At 61.8% G+C, this 18578-nt stretch carries 16 protein-coding genes; 11 read left to right on the forward strand and 5 right to left on the reverse strand.

Going from position 1 to position 18578, the window contains the following annotated elements:
* Window positions 1-2 precede the first annotated feature (2 nt).
* Complete coding sequence (locus NY78_RS05380; protein WP_043632712.1) at window positions 3-572, reverse strand: UbiX family flavin prenyltransferase; 570 nt, start codon at window positions 570-572, stop codon at window positions 3-5.
* A gap of 277 nt (window positions 573-849) precedes the next feature.
* Window positions 850-4272, reverse strand: coding sequence for a glycosyltransferase (locus NY78_RS05385; RefSeq protein ID WP_043632714.1), 3423 nt, complete (start codon window positions 4270-4272; stop codon window positions 850-852).
* A gap of 584 nt (window positions 4273-4856) precedes the next feature.
* On the opposite strand from NY78_RS05385, the gene NY78_RS05390 reads away from it, so the two are divergent.
* The 11 genes from NY78_RS05390 to NY78_RS05440 all read left to right on the forward strand — a co-directional run bounded on the left by NY78_RS05390 (window position 4857) and on the right by NY78_RS05440 (window position 15777).
* Entirely contained in the window at window positions 4857-5804 is a 948-nt protein-coding gene (locus tag NY78_RS05390) for a sugar-binding transcriptional regulator (RefSeq protein ID WP_043632717.1), read from the forward strand.
* A gap of 14 nt (window positions 5805-5818) precedes the next feature.
* Window positions 5819-7546, forward strand: a complete 1728-nt coding sequence (locus NY78_RS05395) for a glycerol-3-phosphate dehydrogenase/oxidase (protein WP_043632720.1) — start codon at window positions 5819-5821, stop codon at window positions 7544-7546.
* A gap of 15 nt (window positions 7547-7561) precedes the next feature.
* Window positions 7562-8353, forward strand: coding sequence for an MIP/aquaporin family protein (locus NY78_RS05400; protein WP_043632723.1), 792 nt, complete (start codon window positions 7562-7564; stop codon window positions 8351-8353).
* Window positions 8350-9843, forward strand: coding sequence for a glycerol kinase GlpK (glpK, locus tag NY78_RS05405; protein ID WP_043632727.1), 1494 nt, complete (start codon window positions 8350-8352; stop codon window positions 9841-9843). The genes NY78_RS05400 and glpK overlap by 4 nt, the downstream gene beginning before the upstream one ends.
* Before the next feature lie 216 nt (window positions 9844-10059).
* On the forward strand, window positions 10060-10572 hold the full coding sequence (ruvC, locus tag NY78_RS05410) for a crossover junction endodeoxyribonuclease RuvC (protein ID WP_043632728.1): 513 nt from the start codon (window positions 10060-10062) through the stop codon (window positions 10570-10572).
* Window positions 10569-11177 carry a Holliday junction branch migration protein RuvA gene (ruvA, locus tag NY78_RS05415; RefSeq protein ID WP_043632730.1) on the forward strand — a complete coding sequence of 203 codons (609 nt, stop codon included), beginning with the start codon at window positions 10569-10571 and terminating at the stop codon, window positions 11175-11177. The genes ruvC and ruvA overlap by 4 nt, the downstream gene beginning before the upstream one ends.
* Window positions 11174-12178, forward strand: coding sequence for a Holliday junction branch migration DNA helicase RuvB (ruvB, locus tag NY78_RS05420; RefSeq protein ID WP_043632732.1), 1005 nt, complete (start codon window positions 11174-11176; stop codon window positions 12176-12178). The genes ruvA and ruvB overlap by 4 nt, the downstream gene beginning before the upstream one ends.
* A 19-nt stretch (window positions 12179-12197) precedes the next feature.
* Complete coding sequence (gene thyX / locus NY78_RS05425) at window positions 12198-12944, forward strand: FAD-dependent thymidylate synthase (protein WP_043632735.1); 747 nt, start codon at window positions 12198-12200, stop codon at window positions 12942-12944.
* Window positions 12945-13448: 504 nt separating this feature from the next.
* Window positions 13449-14813 carry a DnaA ATPase domain-containing protein gene (locus NY78_RS05430; protein ID WP_043632738.1) on the forward strand — a complete coding sequence of 455 codons (1365 nt, stop codon included), beginning with the start codon at window positions 13449-13451 and terminating at the stop codon, window positions 14811-14813.
* Window positions 14814-15241: 428 nt separating this feature from the next.
* On the forward strand, window positions 15242-15454 hold the full coding sequence (locus tag NY78_RS05435) for an antitoxin MazE family protein (protein ID WP_043632741.1): 213 nt from the start codon (window positions 15242-15244) through the stop codon (window positions 15452-15454).
* A complete protein-coding gene (locus NY78_RS05440) occupies window positions 15451-15777 on the forward strand; it encodes a type II toxin-antitoxin system PemK/MazF family toxin (protein WP_043632744.1) in 327 nt (108 codons plus the stop codon). The genes NY78_RS05435 and NY78_RS05440 overlap by 4 nt, the downstream gene beginning before the upstream one ends.
* 1075 nt (window positions 15778-16852) lie before the next feature.
* Here NY78_RS05440 and NY78_RS24545 read toward each other — a convergent pair.
* From NY78_RS24545 to NY78_RS05450, 3 genes are all read right to left on the reverse strand, one after another.
* Entirely contained in the window at window positions 16853-17377 is a 525-nt protein-coding gene (locus NY78_RS24545; RefSeq protein WP_156180871.1) for a hypothetical protein, read from the reverse strand.
* A 70-nt stretch (window positions 17378-17447) separates the two neighbouring features.
* Window positions 17448-17783 (reverse strand): RHS repeat-associated core domain-containing protein, encoded by a 336-nt coding sequence (locus NY78_RS23505; protein WP_082139893.1) that lies wholly within the window; start codon window positions 17781-17783, stop codon window positions 17448-17450.
* A 1-nt stretch (window position 17784) separates the two neighbouring features.
* Window positions 17785-18531 (reverse strand): UPF0280 family protein, encoded by a 747-nt coding sequence (locus NY78_RS05450; protein WP_043632750.1) that lies wholly within the window; start codon window positions 18529-18531, stop codon window positions 17785-17787.
* Window positions 18532-18578 lie beyond the last annotated feature (47 nt).

Consider the following 18578-nt stretch of genomic DNA (forward strand, 5'->3'; position numbering starts at 1 on the left):
CCTTATGCTTTCGTCCCGCTCCAGCGCTGGAACAGCTCATGGGGAATGTCGAACTGGTCGAGAATCTTGCCGACCGTCTGGTCGACCACGTCCATGATGGTCTTGGGGGCGTGGTAAAACGACGGGGCCGGCGGCAGGATGACGGCCCCCATTTCGGCCAAAGCGACCATGTGGCGCAGATGCCCGAGATGCAGCGGCGTCTCGCGGGGGACGAGGACCAGCTTGCGTCGCTCTTTAAGCGTCACGTCGGCGGCCCGGGTGAGCAGATTGTCGTTTAAGGACAGGGCGATCTGGGCCAGACTCTTCATGGAGCAGGGGGCGACCACCATGCCGCAGACCGGAAAAGAGCCGGACGAGATGGCCGCAGCCAGATTGCCGTGCTCGTGGACCACGTCGGCCAGCGCCCGCACCTCGTCCACACTGTGTTTGGTTTCCAGGCCCAAGGTCACGGCCGCGCCGGAACTGATGATGCAGTGGGTTTCCACGTCCGGGATATGGCGCAGGACTTCGAGCAGCCGGAGGCCATAGACCACGCCGCTGGCGCCGGTGATGCCGACAATAAGTCGTTTCATTTTTTCCCCTCAAGGCTCGTGCGCATCTTTTCCCATCTTCCCTTGCCGAACTTCCGCCCGCCGATTTGGCAGCGTCCTCGGTCAAATCAAACGAACCCCAGGTGGGATTCCAAAGGGTACGGCCCTTAGGGCGCCGGAGGCATGCTTTCTGCCTTCTCGCTTCCTGCCGGTTCAGTCTGGCGGCGTCGTCGTCAAGGCCCCGATGGCCAGGTCTTCCAGAAAGTCGGCCATATCGAACAGGCTGGGCATGGGAGGCTGGCCGGCGTCAAGAGACGTCTTACGTGTCCGTGAACCGGCGGGAATCGACCGTGGCTTTGCGCTCGAGTTTGGCCCAGCCCATTTCCCGGCCGCGCAGCGAGGCGACAAAGGTTTGCAGGGCCACCACATACATGAGTTGCCGGTAGAAAAAACGCTGCGGCACGAGCCACACGAGCAATAGCTTGTCCTCGCTGCGCTCCAAGAAAAAGGCGACCAGACCGGCCAGAATGTCGGCGGCCATGAACAGGGCGTAATAGAAGACCACCTTTTGAAACGAGTCCGGGTCCCAGCTGGCAGGGTGCCACATCCACATGACTGCGGACACGAGGCAGGTGTAGGCCAGCCATAAGTCCATGATGGGCGAGATGAGCTGGAAAAAAATCTGGTAGATCCAGATGTTGGGCAGCCCGCAAAAGCCGAGGAGGCCGTAGCGGGGCCGAAACAGGGCGTCTTTATGTTTCCAGGCCACCTGGAGCGTGCCGAACATCCAACGGAAGCGTTGGCGCAAAAAGCCGCGCATGGTGTCCGGGGCTTCGGTCAGGGCCACGGCCCGGTCTTCGTAGGCCACGACAAAGCCCATGCGCTGGATGCGGATGGTCAGGTCCGCATCCTCGGCCAGGGTTTCGGCCGAGAAGCCACCGGCCGCCTCCACCACCTCGCGCCGCCAAGCGCCGACAGCCCCGGGCACGACCGTTACACTGTCGAGAATGGTCAGAGCCCGGCGGTCGAGGTTCTGGCTGGTTACGTATTCCAAGGCCTGGCAACGGGTCAGGAAATTGATGCGGTTGCCAACCTTGGCATTGCCGGCCACGGCCCCGACCTTGGGATCGGCGAACCAGGCGACCAGACGCATGATGGTGTCCCGGGTGAACACCGTGTCCGCGTCCAGGGTGACTACGATGTCGGCCTTGGTGCGGCCGATGCCGTGGTTGAGCGCTGACGGCTTGCCGCCGTTTGGCTGGGTGACGACGGTGACGAGTGCGTTTCCGGCAAAGGCCTCGCGCACGACCGCGTAGGTGTTGTCGCTAGAGCCGTCGTCCACCACGATGATTTCGAAGGCGGCCGGGTGCTGGCAGGCCAACAGCGACTGCACCGTCTGGAGCACGACCTTTTCCTCGTTATAGGCCGGCACCACCACGGCCACGGAAAGTTTGTCCGCTTGATCGGAGACCGGCTTGTGGCGGCCCCGCACCTTTTCCGCCACCGCCAGGGTCACGAGGATGGCCAGACGCCCCAGGCCAAGGGCCGTGCCGAGAATAAACAGGTACTGGAGGCCGGCCGACCAGGCGAAGAGCAGGAAAAAGCCGATGCGGGTGCCAAGGGCCACCAGCGGATTTTCGTTCTTGGCCTCGGGCATGATGGTGTCGCGCGTCTGGCCCAGGAGTTCGGAAACCGTGGCGAATTGGTAGCCTTTTCCCCGCAGGATTTCGATGATCCGGGGCAGGGCGGCCACGGTCTGGGCCCGGTCGCCGCCGCCGTCGTGGAGCAGGATGATGTTGCCTTCACCGATTTCAACCTGGCGCACGGTCTCCTCGACAATGGCGTCAACGCCCGGCTGCCGCCAGTCGTTGGGGTCGATGTTCATGCCCACGAACACGTACCCCTGCTTGCCGAGGATCTCCAGCGGCCGGACCTGATCCTGGGTCTCGGGTTCGCTGTCCTCGCCGTAGGGGGAGCGGAACAGATGGGTCCGGTGGCCGAGAACGCTTTCGAAAAGCCGCTGGGTGGCGGAAACCTCCAGGGTGAGCTGGGTGGTGGAGACGTCGGCGATGTTGGGATGGGTGTAGGTGTGGTTGCCGATGTCGTGGCCCTCGGCGTAGGTGCGCCGCAACAGTTCGGGATTTCGCTCGGCGTTGGAGCCGATGACGAAAAAGGTCGCCGCCGCGCCGGTCTGGCGGAGGATGTCGAGAATCCGGGGGGTGTATTTGGGGTCTGGCCCGTCGTCAAAGGTCAGGGCCACGGTTTTGGGTGTAAAGCCATGGCGCTCGATGACGTAGGGCGAGGGATACACCTCGAAGCTTTCGCCGGTGATGAGCCGGCTTTTGCCGTCGTAGGTGATGCTGCGCCGGCCGATATGGGGGGTCTGGGCAATGCGCAGAATTTCTCCCTGGCCTTCATAGTCCAAGTCGTAATCGAACCGGATTTCTTCCAACCGCGCGGCGGCCTCGGCTCCGGGGGCCCAATCCGTCCCGAAAAAGGTCCAGATGGACGGGTCTTCGCCGCCCAGACGCCACAGGGCAAACCCGGCGGGCTGGAGCGGCAGGGCCGAGGCCATGGCGTTTAAAACCGTGGTCGCGTCCATGAGCCAGACGTTGTGGGGGACGTCCTTCTCGTCGTCATAGTCGAAATGGGGATTAAGCGACACCGGATCAAGGCTGATGGCCGACTCGGACTCTTTGGCGAGCAGCACCGCCTCCTCGAAGGTGACTTCCTCGGCCGGTTTCCCTTTGGGCCAGTCATAGGCGTAGCTGCCAAGGGCCACCACCAGCTTACCGGCCGGGATGTCGGCCATCCGGGGGCGCAGCGCCTTGACGTACCAGGGCAGGCTGGCGATGGGACCGGGTTTGCCGGCCGCCCAGTGTTCGTCATAGGCCATGATGATGACCTGATCGACCTGTTCGGCAATGGCCCGATAGGGGAAGGCCGGGTCTTCGGCCGGGACGTTTATGGAAACGGCGAGCTTTTCGTTGTGAAAGGCGGTCGACAGTTCGGTGACGAAGCGCAGGTAGTTCTTTTGCGCTTTTGGGGGGACGTCCTCGAAATCGAGGCTGACTCCCGCGAATCCGTTTTTGCGGACAAAGTCCAGGAGTGCGGCCACGACCCGGGCCCGGGCCTCGCTGCTGGCCGCCATGCGGGCCAGCAGGTCGCCGCGCCAGGTCATGTCGATGAAATTATTGACGAGCGGCATGATGGGCAGGTCAGGCCGGCTGGAGCGGATGAAGCGCAGGGCCTCGCGGGTCTTGTCCGGGCTGTCCTCGCGGATGGTTCCGTCTCCGTCCACCATATGCAGCCATTCGGGAATGAGGATGTCGAGGTTGCCGATGTGCTTTTTGAGTGAACTGAGGCTGGCGTCGTCCCAGTTGACAAAAAAGCCGATGGCCTTGGTGGCGTAGGGCTGGGTCGGGGCGTTGCGCGCGACCGGCGGGGAATGGCGGTTGGCTTTGATTTCCTTGGCCAGGGTGCGCTTGAGCTTGGCCAGACGGGCATCAGCGGCAGCCGGCGTTTCCACAGGCAGCGGCGGGCTTAAATGGTTGGGGCGGGGCAGAAACCGGGCCGCCGGCAGGGAGAGGGATTCCAGGGCCGGATTGACCAGCACGCTGACCACGAGCGCAACCAGGACAGCCGAGACCAGCACGGCCGCAAGCAAGGCCCCTGCTTTGACTTTGGGCCAGCGCTTGTTGTTCGGGTCGAAGAAAACCGGACGTTTTGAGGGCAGGTGCACGGTGGGCTCGTCTGGTTGAAGTGGCCGGGGCTGGCGTGGGTCTCTCAGGGATCAGGAAAAAAGAAGGATAATCCTGCGCTGCGGCTTTGCAAGCAAACTTGCAAAAATGAGATGCCGCCCCCGTTCGATGGGAATCCCCTTGGGCTGTCGTTTCAAGCCCCCGGAAACAGCGGGGCCAGGCCCGACGCCGTCCGGGGGGTGCTCCCGGCATCGTACTGCGCTTGGGCCTGAAGGTCCAGGGGGTGGGCCTGTTTCCCTGTCTTCGGCCGGTCACGGCGTCCAGTTGGCTCCCACTGAACAGAGTGGTTGTTGGAAATTCAAATGATCTGATGAATTGCCGTGCTGTCTGCCCGTGCTGCCTGGGGTCTGCCTTCCGGACGCTTCGGGAAGGTTGCGCCTGGATCTCCCATACCTCGGCTGTGTCGGCCCATCGGACGTTCCTGGGCGGGTGTGTCGGTATCGGGCGGGGCGTCGCGGTTTTTTTGAAAGAACTATTGACGCGATAATTTTACAATTGTATTTGAATTGTCAAAAAAGAATGCCCGGGACGTCGACCGAACAACCCCATGCCCCAGAGGTTTCCCATGACGGGATTCGATGAAAGCGAAAACCAGTTGATATCCCGGGTCGCCTGGCTCTATTTCAATGAAGAATTGACCCAGGGGGAAATCGGCGAGCGGCTCGGCATCACCCGCCTCAAGGTCAACCGCCTGCTCCAGGCCGGACGCCAGGCCGGACTTATCCGGGTCGTCATCAACACCGCCTTCAAGGACTGCGTGGCCCTGGAAGCCGGACTCGTCCGGGAATACGGCCTTGTCCGGGCCATTGTCGTTCCCACTCCGGAACGCGACGGACTTTCTCGCTATGAGACCATCGGCCGACCGGCCGGCGAATACACCTCGCTTGAACTCCAGGACGGGCAACGGCTGGGCGTGGGCTGGGGCTACACCCTGTGCGCGGCCATAAACGGTCTGGTCATCCGCAACTTTCGCGACGTGTCCGTCACCTCGCTCTACGGCGGCGTGCCGCGCAGCCCGGTCAATCCCTTCGATTCGACGGCCATGTTCGCCAGAAAGCTTGCGGCCGTGGTCTGCAACCATCTGCCCGCCCCCATGTTCGTCTCCAACCGGGACGTGCGGGCAACCATCGCCGACCAGCCCTTTTTCCGGACGTTTTACCAGGAAGCCCTGGACGTGGACATGATCCTGACGGCGGTCGGCGATTTGACCGCCCAGGCCACCAACATTGCTCTTGGGGCCATCACCCAGGACCAACGGCGCGATCTGGCCAGGGCCGGGGCCGTGGGCGAATTTTTCGGCCGTTTTCTGGACGCACACGGCAATGTCCTGGACCACGAAGTCAACCACTGCAGCATGTCCCCGGACTTCGACGGACTGTGCAAGGTTCCCCACATCATTCTCGTCTCCGGTGGCCTGGCCAAGGTCCCCATACTGCAATCCGTGCTGCGGCGCGGCTACGTCCACGTGTTTGTGACGGACGCACGCACTGCCCACAGCCTGCTCAACCCGTAAGACAAGGCGGAGCCATGGACAGACAGGAGCATTTACGCCGTCTGCAAGACGGAGAACCATTCGATCTGCTGGTGATCGGCGGCGGGGCCACCGGCTGCGGCATCGCACTGGATGCGGCGACTCGGGGCCTGCGCGTCGCTTTGGTCGAACGCGACGATTTCGCCCAGGGGACCAGCAGCAAAAGCACCAAGCTGGTGCACGGCGGCGTGCGCTATCTCGAAAAAGCCATCCTCAAGCTCGACAAGGACCAGTTCAATCTCGTGCGCGAAGGTCTGCGGGAACGCGGCCGGCTGCTCAAAAACGCCCCCCATCTGGCCCATGCCATTCGCCTGATGACCCCGGTCAAAACTTGGTTCCAGGCCGCTTATATCTTTGCCGGGCTGGTGCTCTACGATCTCCTGGCCGGCCGGCTTTCCCTGGGCCGCAGCCGGCTGGTCACCCGGGGCACGGCCCAGAAGCTTTTCCCCCAGCTCAATCTGGACGGCTACGTGGCGGCGGTCATCTACGCCGACGGCCAGTTCAACGACGCCCGCATGGCTGTTTCCCTGGCCCGCACCGCCGCCGCCCATGGGGCCATTTGCGCCAACCATGTGGAAGTGACCGGTCTGGTCAAGGAGGACGGCCGCATCCGGGGGGCCCAGGTGCGCGACCGGATCGACGGCCGGACCTGGACCATTGCGGCCAAGGGCGTGGTCAACGCCACCGGCCCCTTTGCCGACGCCGTCCGACGCCTGGACGACCCCCAGGCGCCGGACACCCTGAAGGTCAGTTCCGGCATCCATATCCTGCTGTCGGCCGACACCACTCCCGATGATCTCTCGCTCATGATCCCCAGCACCGAGGACGGGCGCGTGCTCTTTATGATCCCCTGGCAGGGGCATGTCCTTTTCGGCACGACCGATGAACCGGCAGGCGTGGAATTCGATCCGGTTCCGCAGTGCAAGGATGTGGACTATTTGCTGCGCTACGCCGGCGCCTATCTGCGTCGACCGGTTGCGCACAAGGACATCCTGGCGGTGTGGAACGGGTTGCGGCCGCTGGTCTTTGATCCGAAGAAAAAAAACACCCAGGAACTGGCCCGGACCCATGTCCTGACCCAAAGCCCCTCGGGCCTCCTGACCATGGCCGGCGGCAAATGGACCAGCTACCGGGCCATGGCCGAAGACGCCGTGGATGCCGCCTGCCTCGCCTTCGGCCTGGACCGGGGACGGCCCTGCGTCACCCAGGAGCTGCATCTGCTCGGCTCCAAGGCCTATTACCCCGACGCCTGGCGGGATCTGGCCGTCCGCGAAGGCCTGGACCCTGATCTTGTCCGGTCCTTGTTTCTGCTTCACGGCGACGAGACCATGCAGGTTGTTGCCCTCGGCCGCGCCCTTGATCTCATGCAGCCGATTCATCCGTCACATCCGTATATAGGCGCGCAGGTCGTTTTCGCCGTCAGGCGGGAAATGGCCAGGCACGTCAGCGACGTCTTGTTGCGACGCCTCCCGTTGGGGCTCGTGGACATGGCCCATGCCCGGGAGGCGGCTCCTGTGGTGGCGGCGATCATGGGCCGCGAACTCGGCTGGGATGAAACCCGTCGCACGCACGAGGTGGAGAGCGTCTGCCGGCTGCTGGAGGCCTGGTATACCGGGTATGATCCAGCCGACGCACGGCAGGCGAAGAACGTGGCAGAGGCAGACCTGGAGAAGCAGTCTCTTCTCCCTGCACAGGGAAAGAGGCCAACGGCGGAAGCGATGTAAGAGGAGGGGTGCGGCATGAGTCAATCGTCATTGGGCAAGGAGATGTTTTCCGAATGCCTGGGAACCATGGTTCTCATCATTTTCGGAGCCGGCTGCGTAGCCATGAAAGTCTGCTTCGGCGAGGCCTTGACCATAACCTGGGACACCATCACCTTTGGCTGGGGAATGGGCGTCTTTTTCGGCGTGCTGGCCAGCCTGCGCTCCGGCGCGCACATCAACCCCGCCGTGACCCTGGCCCTGGCCGTGACCGGCCGTTTCCCCTGGGGCAAGGTGTTGCCGTATGCCCTGGCCCAGACCGTCGGCGGCTTTCTCGGCGCGGCCATCGTTTTTCTGGATTTCAAGGCCAAATGGATTTTGGTTGACCCGCAGCTGGTCAAGACAGCCGGCATCTTCTGCACCTTCCCGGCCGTGCCCGGATTCTGGCCCGGCTTTACCGACCAAGTCATCGGGACTGCCGTGCTCATGTTCGGGATTCTCTCCATCGGCGATTTCGGGGCCAAAAACAAAGTGCCCTGGATCGGCCCCGTGGCGGTTGCCATGCTGGTCATGGCCATCGGCATGAGCCTTGGGGCCATGAACGGTTACGCCATCAACCCGGCCCGCGATTTCGGCCCCCGCTTCTTCGCCCTGGTCGCCGGGTTCACCCAGCCCAACCTGATGGATACGAGCATTGTTCTGGTGCCCATCCTTGGTCCGCTTGTCGGCGGCCCGCTCGGTGCGCTGATCTATGACAAGACCACAGGAGCCCTCAACAAAGATCCCGACGTCTGCTATTGCGAAGACGGCGCACAGGAGTGTCAGTCATGAGCCAGTACGTGTTAGCCCTTGACCAGGGCACCACCAGTTCCCGGGCCATCCTTTTCACCCGTGAAGGCGACATCAAACAGATCGCGCAAAAAGAATTCACCCAGATCTATCCCCAGCCGGGCTGGGTGGAGCACAACGCCAACGAGATCTTTGACACCCAGTCCTTCGTTATGCGCGAATGCCTGACCTATGCCGGGGTCGATGCCTCCGAAGTGGCGGCCATCGGCATCACCAACCAGCGGGAAACCACCGTGGTCTGGGACAAAAAGTCCGGCGCGCCCATCCACAACGCCATCGTCTGGCAGGATCGCCGCACGGCCGGCTTTTGCGACGAACTCAAACAGCGCGGCCTGGAAGCGACCATTCGCGCCAAAACCGGCCTCGTCATCGACGCCTATTTCTCCGGCACCAAGGTGCGCTGGATTCTCGACAACGTGCCCGGAGCCAGAGCCAAGGCCGAAAACGGGGACCTGCTTTTTGGCACCGTCGATTCCTGGGTCATCTGGAACCTGACCAAGGGAGCCGTCCACGTCACCGACGAGACCAACGCCAGCCGCACGCTGCTCTTTAACATCAATACCGGCCAGTGGGACGACGAATTGCTGGCCATCATGGACGTGCCCCGGTCCATGCTGCCCCGGGTGTCCAAGTCCTCGGAAGTGGTCGGCGAGATCCACCCCGAATTCCTGGGCAAGGCCCTGCCCATTGCCGGCAACGCCGGCGACCAGCAGGCCGCCACCTACGGCAACGCCTGTCTGAAGGAAGGCATGGCCAAGAATACCTACGGCACCGGCTGCTTCATGCTCATGAACACCGGCCAGGCCCCTCGGGCCAGCACCAACAACCTGCTGACCACCATGGCCTGGGCCACCCCTTCGGGGCGGTATTTCGCCCTGGAGGGCAGCGTGTTTATTGCCGGCGCGGTGGTGCAGTGGCTGCGCGATGGCCTTGGCATCATCCAGAGCGCGCCGGAAGTCGAACAACTCGCCCTGTCCGTGCCGGACAATGGCGGCGTCTTCCTGGTCCCGGCCTTTGCCGGCCTTGGCGCGCCGCATTGGGACCAGTACGCCCGCGGCACCATGGTGGGTATCACCCGGGGCACGACCAAGGCCCACATCGCCCGGGCCGCCCTGGAATCGATAGCCCTGCAGACGCTTGACATCATGGACTGCATGCAAAAAGACGCGGGCATCAAGCTTGCGACGCTTCGCGCTGACGGCGGGGCCACCCGCAACAACCTGCTCATGCAGTTCCAGGCCGATGTCCTGGGCGTGCCGGTGGAGCGGCCCATGGTGACCGAGACCACGGCCCTGGGCGCAGCCTATCTGGCCGGGTTGGCCGTCGGATTCTGGAAGAGCGAAGAGGAAATCGCCACGATGTGGCAGCTTGACCGTCGGTTCGAACCGAATATGGACCAGTCCGTGCGCGACAAGCTGCTCCATGACTGGCAGCGGGCCGTGGAACGCAGCAAGGCCTGGGCCGAGGCCTAGACGCCCTCGTTTAATCCAGAGGGGAGTGCCTCCGGCGGCCAAAGGGCGTGCCCTTTGGAAACCCACCTGGAATATGCTTGATTGAGTCCGCGCACCTTGCTCCGTCGGTGCGGCGCATATACAGGTCCGGGAGGTTGCCGCCTCCCGGACCTTTTGCTGCCGGGGGGCATTTTTCGGGACTGGCGCTTCGGCCGGACAAAAGGTAGGACCACGGGCATGGAACACAGGGGCGGCGATACGATCATCCTCGGGCTCGATCCCGGGTCGCGGATCACGGGCTACGGCTTTGTGCGCGAACGCTCGGGCGTGCTCGAACTGCTGGGGGCCGGCGTGGTGCGCACCGCTTCCCAGCCCGATTTCCCCAGCCGCCTGGGCGTTATTTTTACCGCCGTGGCCGAACTCATCAACCAGTTCGGACCAACGGAAGCCTCGGTGGAAAACGTGTTCGTCTCCAAAAACGCGGCCACGGCCTTGAAACTCGGCCAGGCCCGGGGGGCGGCCCTGGCGGCCTGCTCCGTGGCCGGGCTGCCGGTCTTTTCCTACGAGCCGACGGTGATCAAACAAAGCCTTGTAGGCACGGGACGGGCCGAGAAGTCCCAGGTGGCCTTCATGGTGACGCGGGTGCTGGCATGTCGGGAGACTTTCACCGTGGACGCAACCGACGCACTGGCCGCGGCCGTGTGTCATCTGAACCAAAGGCGGCTGACCCGCCTGTGCGGGGCGCGATGATCGGCTATATTGAGGGCCGGGTGCTGGCCCGGCGCGACCGCTTCGCCATTGTGCTCACCCCGGGCGGGGTGGGCTACGAACTTGAGCTGCCGACCCCGGTGGCGGCGGCGCTGCCGGCCACGGGCGGCCAGACGGCCCTGTTTGTCCATACCGTGGTGCGCGAGGACGCCCTGGAACTCTTCGGTTTTGCCGCCCTTGAGGACCGCGAAACCTTCCGGGCGCTTATTGGCATCAGCAAACTCGGGCCGCGCACGGCGCTGGCCATTTTGTCGCAATTTTCCAGCGACGACCTGCTGCGCATCGTGGCCGCCGGCGACGCCGAGGCCCTGGTGGCGGTGCCGGGCATCGGCAAAAAAAGCGCCCAACGCATTTTTATCGAGCTTTCCTATAAGCTTGAAGGCCGCGCCCCGGTGGCCGGTCCGGCCGCTGGCGCACCCCTGCCCGGCGGCGTCTTGGGCGATGTGGCGGCCGGGCTGACCAATCTCGGCTATCCCGAGGCCGACGCCCGGCGCGTGGCCGCCGGGGTGCTTGAGGACGAGCCGGATCTCGACGTGGCCGGGGCGCTTCGCCAGGCCCTCAAGCGGCTGGCGGCGGCCAAGGCATGAGCATGGACAAGGCGTTCTGTCCGCCAGACGGGATCGTGGCGGCCGCGTCCCTCCCCGACGACACCATTCGCCCGTCGCGCCTGGATGATTTTATCGGCCAGGACGATTTGCGGGCCAATCTGCGCGTCTTTTTGCAGGCGGCCATGGAGCAGGGCCGAAGCTTGGACCACAGCCTGCTCTACGGCCCCCCGGGCCTTGGCAAGACCACCCTGGCCCAGATCATGTCTTCGGAACTGGGCGTCAATCTGGTCCAGACCACCGGGCCGGTCCTGGAACGTTGCGGCGATCTGGCCGCCATCGTCACCAATCTGCGCCGGGGCGACATCCTCTTTATTGATGAGATCCACCGCATGCCGCCGGCGGTCGAGGAAATCCTCTATCCGGCCATGGAGGATTTCAAGCTTGATCTCATCATCGGCCAGGGTCCGGGAGCCAGGACGGTGCGCATCGATCTTGAACCGTTCACCCTGGTCGGGGCCACCACCCGGTTGGGGCTTTTGACTTCGCCCTTGCGCGACCGGTTTGGCGTGATTTTCCGCCTGGAATTTTACGATCCCTCCGAGCTGGCCCGCATCGTCACCCGGGCCGCCGCCATCCTCGGCATCGGCATCACCCCGGCCGGGGCTTTGGCCATTGGCCAGCGCTCCCGGGGCACGCCGCGCATTGCCAACCGGCTGCTGCGCCGGTTGCGCGATTTCGCCGTGGTGGCCGGGGCGGCGACTCTGGACGAGGAACTTGCCAATACCGCTTTGCTGCGCCTGGACGTCGATCCGAGCGGCCTGGACCAGATGGATCGCAAGATTCTGGAAACCCTCATCAATCATTATGAAGGCGGCCCGGTCGGGGTCAAAACCCTGGCTGTGGCCATAAGCGAAGAAGTGCGCACCCTGGAGGAGATTTACGAACCCTATCTCATCCAGTGCGGGCTTATTAAACGCACGTCGCGCGGCCGGGTGGCCACGGCCAAGGCCTATGCCCATTTGAAGATGCAGCTGACGTAAGCGACCGAAGGATACGACCATGCCCGAAACCCGGCTTTCCGTGGAGCTGCTTGCCCACACCCCCGATGCCCTGGCCCTGATCTATGCCGCCTTTCGCCAATGTTACCATCCCGGGTATGTGGCGGACATGTGGCCGCGCCTGTTGTCCGGCGAGATCACAGCGGAGAAGCAGGCTGCGTTCGTGGCCCGCATCCTGGATTCCGGCCATGAATCGCCCATCGAACACGTTTCCTTCACTTTTGCCGTGGCCGGGGTGTCCCGGGCGCTGTCGCACCAGCTCGTGCGCCACCGCATTGCCAGCTATTCCCAGCAGTCCCAGCGCTACGTGGACGCAGTGGGCTTTGATTACGTCCTGCCGCCGCAGATAGCGGCCATTCCCGAGGCCCGGGCGCGCTACGAGGCGGCCATGGAGCAGGCCGGGGCGGCGTATGGCGAGTTGCAGGAGATCCTCACCCGCCATGGCCGGGGCGACAAGGCCAACGAGGACGCCCGGTTCGTCTTGCCCAACGCCTGCGAGACCAAGATTGTCGTGACCATGAACTGCCGGTCGCTGCTGCACTTCTTCGAACTGCGCTGCTGCACCCGGGCCCAGTGGGAGATCCGGGCCATGGCCCTGGCCATGCTGGCCCTGAGCCGGGAGGCGCTGCCGGTGATTTTTGCCCGGGCCGGGGCGCGGTGCGAGCGGCTGGGCTATTGCCCGGAATCCGAACGATTTTGCTGTGGCCGATATCCGCGTCTTGAACAAACTGGTTCCATTTCGTCCTAATTCCTGAAATTCGGCTTTCTGGGGCATTTTTTCTCACCCGTCACGAAAGTGGCGGGTTTTTTCGTTTGGCCGGTCCAAAGGCCAGTAAATGCGGGGCTGAATTTTTTTTCTTAATGAAATAAGAGGATTGTTCGTGCCGTGTGCATGTTGGCCTGAGGCTGTGGGGAGCCGCAAAGGCAAGGGCCAAGCGGATTTTCGGGCAGGTCAACCCAAAAGTTGCATGTTGGAAGATGAAATATTTTGACTGTCATTGAGTAATATTGAGATAAACATGGATTACCATGTTTAAAACTCTTTCACAGATGTGTATAAAAAAATCCGCCTGCCCAAAACCCAGGCTCCAGGCGGGCTGGCGCGACCCCCCAAATCCCCCGGTTCTCCTGGCCTGACGGAAATATCAATTGATTTCGAAGGATTGCATTGTAGAGAACAAAATGGCCGGCTGGCGGAAAGCGGTCCCTAATCGTCCTTTGCCCGACCGCTCCCCGGCCGTAGGGTGCGCGCATGGAAACGATTTGGTCACAAACCAAAGAGCTGCTCGAAAAGACGCTGAGCCCCGGACTCTTCAACCTCTGGATCAAACCGCTTGCGGCCCGGGCCCGCGACGGCGTCCTTGAACTCGACGCACCCAACGCCTTCGTGGCCTCCTGGGTGCGGGAACGACTGAGCGATTCCATAGCCGAAGCCGCCGCCGTGGTCATGGGCGTCCGCCCGGAAATCATTGTCGCCGAAGCCAAGCCGACCAGTGCCGCCCCGCGCAGCCGTCGCCAGGAGACGCCCAAAGCCGCCGGCCCCCGGCCCGTGGCCGCCTCGCTGACCCTGCCCGTGGCCCCGCGCGCCCCGGAACTGGCCGCCGACCGCTTTCGCTTCAGCTACGACGAATTCGTCGTTGGCCCCTCCAACGAGATGGCCTACGCTGCCAGCCGGGGCATCTGCGACATGTCGCTGACCGCGGACCAGCTTTTCATCAGTTCGGCCCCGGGCCTGGGCAAGACCCATCTCATTCAGGCCATGGGCCGGCGGCTGTGCCACAGCGATCCGGGCCAGCGCCAGCCCCGGGTGGCCTATCTTTCGGCCGAGGAATTCGCCAACCGCCTCATCATGGCCATCAAGACCCGGCAGGTGGAGCAGTTCAAGGCCGCGTTCCGGGAAAACGTCGATGTGCTTCTGTTGGAAGACATCCATTTTTTCCGCGACAAGCCGCGCATCCAGGACGAGCTCTTAAATACCCTCAAAGCCCTCAATTCCCGGGGCTGCCGTCTGGTCTTCACCAGTTCCTTTCTGCCCAAGGAACTCTCGGGCCTGGACAACCAGCTCTTATCGCGCATCAATTCCGGCTTTCTGGCTGTCATCGACAAGCCCGACCGGGAGACCCGGCGGCGCATTCTGGAGCGCAAGGCCGCTATCCATCAGGTGCTTCTGCCTGAGGACGTGTCCACGCTTTTGGCCGACAAGCTCTCGGCCGACGTGCGCCAGCTGGAAAGCTGCCTGCAAAACCTGGCGCTCAAGGCCCGACTGCTCAATTGCCGCATCTCCGTCGATCTGGCCTGGGAAGTGCTTCGCCACTACGACGTGGACGCCGCGCCGCGCACCATTGACGACATCGTGGCCTATGTCTGCGACGTCTACCGGCTCTCGCCCGACCAGCTCAAGTCCAAATCGCGCAAGCGCCAGCTCGTTCTGGCCCGCAATACGGCTTTCCTGCTGGCCCGGCAGCACACCGACCTGTCGTTGGCCGACATCGGCACCCGGTTCAATCGCCGCCACTCCACGGTGGTCAAGGGCATCACTTCCCTGGAGAAGCATTTGTCCCTCAAAACCCCGCTTGGCCGGGAGTTGGAGCGCACCATCGACCAGATGCGGGCCTAAACGCCGCGCACAAGGATTTCCCCTTCAGGCCCCCTTCGAGGGCAGCCCTGCCACACGCTCCGGCGACCAACACCAGGCGCCCTGTGGAGCCGGCAGGCAGACTCGAAAACAGAGAACAAGCACCAGCTAGGGGGAGGCCGCCATTGGCCGGGCAGACGTCGGACTGAAAAGTCCGGCGTCTGCTTTTTTTGGGGGGGGAGCGGCGTAGACGGCAGCAGTCTTGGAGGCGTTGGCCCGATTGGTCAACCCGCGCAGGGCGTTGGTCTCGGCGGTGCGGCCGGTGCCCGGCCCGGCCTAGGCGTATGCTTCGACGACCGCAGCGTCCTTGGTCGCCTGGGTCAGCCGGCCGACGGTGTCGTTGGGGGGTGCGAGCAGATACGTTGACTTTTGCCGGTCGCATGTTACCTTTTGAAAAAAGGAGCCACGCCATGCAAGCCCATATGACCAAGCAGAACCGTTACCGCGCCAGGCTCAGGGAGCAGGGATTGCGGCCAATCCAGATTTGGGTTCCCGACACCCGCCGCCCTGGCTTCGCCGAGGAATGCCGCCGGCAGTCCCAGCTTGTGAGCAGCGACCCGCACGAGCGGGAACACCTCGATTGTGCGGCCACGGCCGCCGCGACCATCGAGGGTTGGGAATGAAGCGCGGGGATCTCGTGACAGTTTCGCTCTCTGGCGACTACGGAAAGCCCCGCCCCGCCCTGGTCATTCAATCCGACTTGTTTGCCGACCACGCATCCGTGACGCTCTTGCCGATCACAGGATTTTGCGTGGAGGGCGCGCCCCTGTTGCGTTTTGATGTTGAACCAGATGAAGCGAACGGGCTACGCAAACCGTCCCAAGTGATGATCGACAAAACCAGCACAGTCCCCCGTGAAAAAGTTGACGGCCCATTCGGCCGTTTAGATGACGAAACGATGCTGGAGATTACAAGGGCGCTTTCGGTGTTTTTTGGGATAGCATGACGCTACAGAACAAAATTCGGGCCATCCAACACGTCTCCAGCAAACAGTATTGTACGGCGCGATCGTGGGAAAAAGTTGGATTGCCGCGAAACGATTTGAAGGGGTGCTTGCCTTGCTGCCTGACGGGTTGGGTGGGCAAGTCTGGTTTGAGACCGACGCCGAGCGCCTGATTGCTGCCGCGTTCGGCGGTGGGACAGGGTAAGTCAAGGGTTGACCAAGCCGATACGATCAGCGCCCGAACCTATGCTGGTGTAGCCGCCCGAGCCGGTGAGCAGAAACGGTTCCCGTTGGGGTCGGTCTCCGCTCGCAGCGACCCGACTTGGTCACCCGGCCTTTGGCATCAAGGACATGGTCGAAGTGATTGCCGTTGGGATCGGTTTCGGTCAGCACCTGCCCGCCATTCGGGTAGGTGCCCCGGGTGAGACGACTCGCACCGTCCACCTTGAGTGCCGTGCGTTGGCCGTTCGGGACCACGAGGGCCGTGCCCCGCCGTCCGAGTCGCGTTCGAGGGTGATGACGTCGCCAAGCGGGACGATTACTTATGCGTCCTTGAGTTTCACTTGCTCGGATTTTATCATGTGCCTACTGACGTGGATAACAAAATTTGAATGAAATCAATAATGTTGTGGCAAGGAGTTGCATTAGTTTAATGTCTCCCCAAGTATTCTTGAAATGTATTTTCTGGTTCGTATAAAAGCGATGACGCCACCAAATATTGATATTATTGTAAAAATAAATAGAATTCCAAATTCTAAAAACTGCGAGTTTGACCTGTGTGAAACAAAAAAGAGCAAAGGAGATTCTAAAGCAAATATCATGCCAGACACAATTGATGATATGGTAACTGATATAGATATAATGACTCCGTTTTTTAAATGCGTCGATAGTTTATTGTGTGGTTTCATTGCGACTACAGTGCTAGCTTGTTTGTTAATAAGCTATTCATGCTATGAGCAGGGGCTAGCAGGATTGTTGTTTTCTGATTTTTGTTCGGGTCCATCCTCAGGCCCTTGGTCAGGCGCTTGCTTCCTCGTAGTCCGGGTGAGGAATTTGCCCGAGAGGAAGGCGACCCGGGTCAGTCGCCGGTCGCGGTCGTAGCAACTTTGTCACGGAATTCGGGTGGAGGACCAAATATATTACACAACAGTCCCCATTTTATTTCTGAAATTCTATTTAAACATTGGCATAGTTGAATATTGTGAGTGTTGGCAAAGTATATCCTTTGTTTATTTGTAACGACAACAATATATCCATTGACTCGTATTGATTTAATGTCTGAAAAGTTATTGTCAACTATGCCGCTGTTCCTGTTCATGTAAAACAATGCTTTTCTTTCATTAAAGCGTAAAACAATTCTGTTGCAAAATTTATTTTGTATAACTCTGAATAAACAAATAATAATTGAAAAAAGCATATACAATAATACAATTTTAATATTCATAATATTTTGTATTAACGTAATATATGCAAGTGAAAATATTAAAACAGCCGACATAGCTTTGTCTGCGTGATTTGCAATAAATTGATGACTTAGCAACTCTGAAAATGAATACACTGCTTCATGATCCATTTCCATTTGTTTGTTGTTGCTTGGCAGCATAAATTCTCCAATTTATTCAGGTTCCTATTTTCTAAAGGGGATGCCAGTATTATTTTATCATGCCTATTCCTCAGGCAATTTGGGCAGATACGATCCCTCCTGCTGCACCTGCAGCACCCCCTATAAGCCCCGCAGCGGTATTGCCAGACTGTATCCCTGAAAGGAATCCTCCATATCCTCCTGCAATTGTTTCGATAACAGCGCCGGCTACTCCGAACTCCCCTGTCTGGTCCACCCCATTGACCGTATCCCCGACTACATATCCATATAAATCCGTATCCCCACCCTCAAACCCTATCGGGTCCTTGGCCGTCCACCGTCTGCCGTCGGCGTCATAATCCCGATACCCGAATCGCGTCAGCCCGGTGTCTGATTGCGCAGATCTTGGGTTTGCTGACGGCGTCAGTCTACTCCAAGGCCACCAGTTCCAGGTCCCCGACCAGTCCCACCAGTTCGCCTAGCTGGAGAAACGCGCCGCGAACGCCTCGCCCGGCCATGCCCTCGGCCGCCGCCAGCACGCCTTCCATGTCCTCGGCCGTGACCAGGAGATTGGCCAGGGCCGTGGCCGCGGCGTCGGCGATGGCCCCCCGGTCGGCCACCACCGTCACCATGTCGGCCCGGCCAAGGCTTAAGGACGGGCCAACCGTGGCCGAGGAGGCGCAGATGGCGGCCGGCAGGGCGTCCGGGCCAAAGCGCAGGGCCAGGCGCGCCCCTTCCACGGGCTTGGCCAAAAGGGCCACGATGCGTTCGCGCCGGCCGGTCAAAAACACGTCGCCGCCATTTTCCACCAACAGTTCCGGCGACTGCCCGGCAAAGCGGTCGGCCACGGCCTGGGACATGGCCCCGGCCACGGCGGCCATGGGGCCGACGCCAAAACGCGCGGCCGCCTCGGCCATGTCCAGGGCGATGTCCGGGGCGTCGTCGGTCAGGGCCACGGGCACGAGGCTGTGCTGGAAATCGGGGTGGAGCAGCAGGTAGGTGGAGAGCCGGGCGCGCAGGGCGGAGACGAAATCAGCAATCTCCCGGGACAGGCTGCGCTCGGCCACCACCCAGAGATCGGTCTGGGCCACCACCACCTGGAAGGCAGTTTCGCCCGGGCGCGGGGCATGGGTCTGGCGGTAGGCGCGCACGGGATCGAGATGGACGCGGGGCATGGCGGCTCCTTTGTCGGGTGGCGTTTGGCCCAGTATGCCCGGTTGCC

This window comes from Desulfovibrio sp. TomC, assembly GCF_000801335.2.
GTDB lineage: Bacteria > Desulfobacterota > Desulfovibrionia > Desulfovibrionales > Desulfovibrionaceae > Solidesulfovibrio.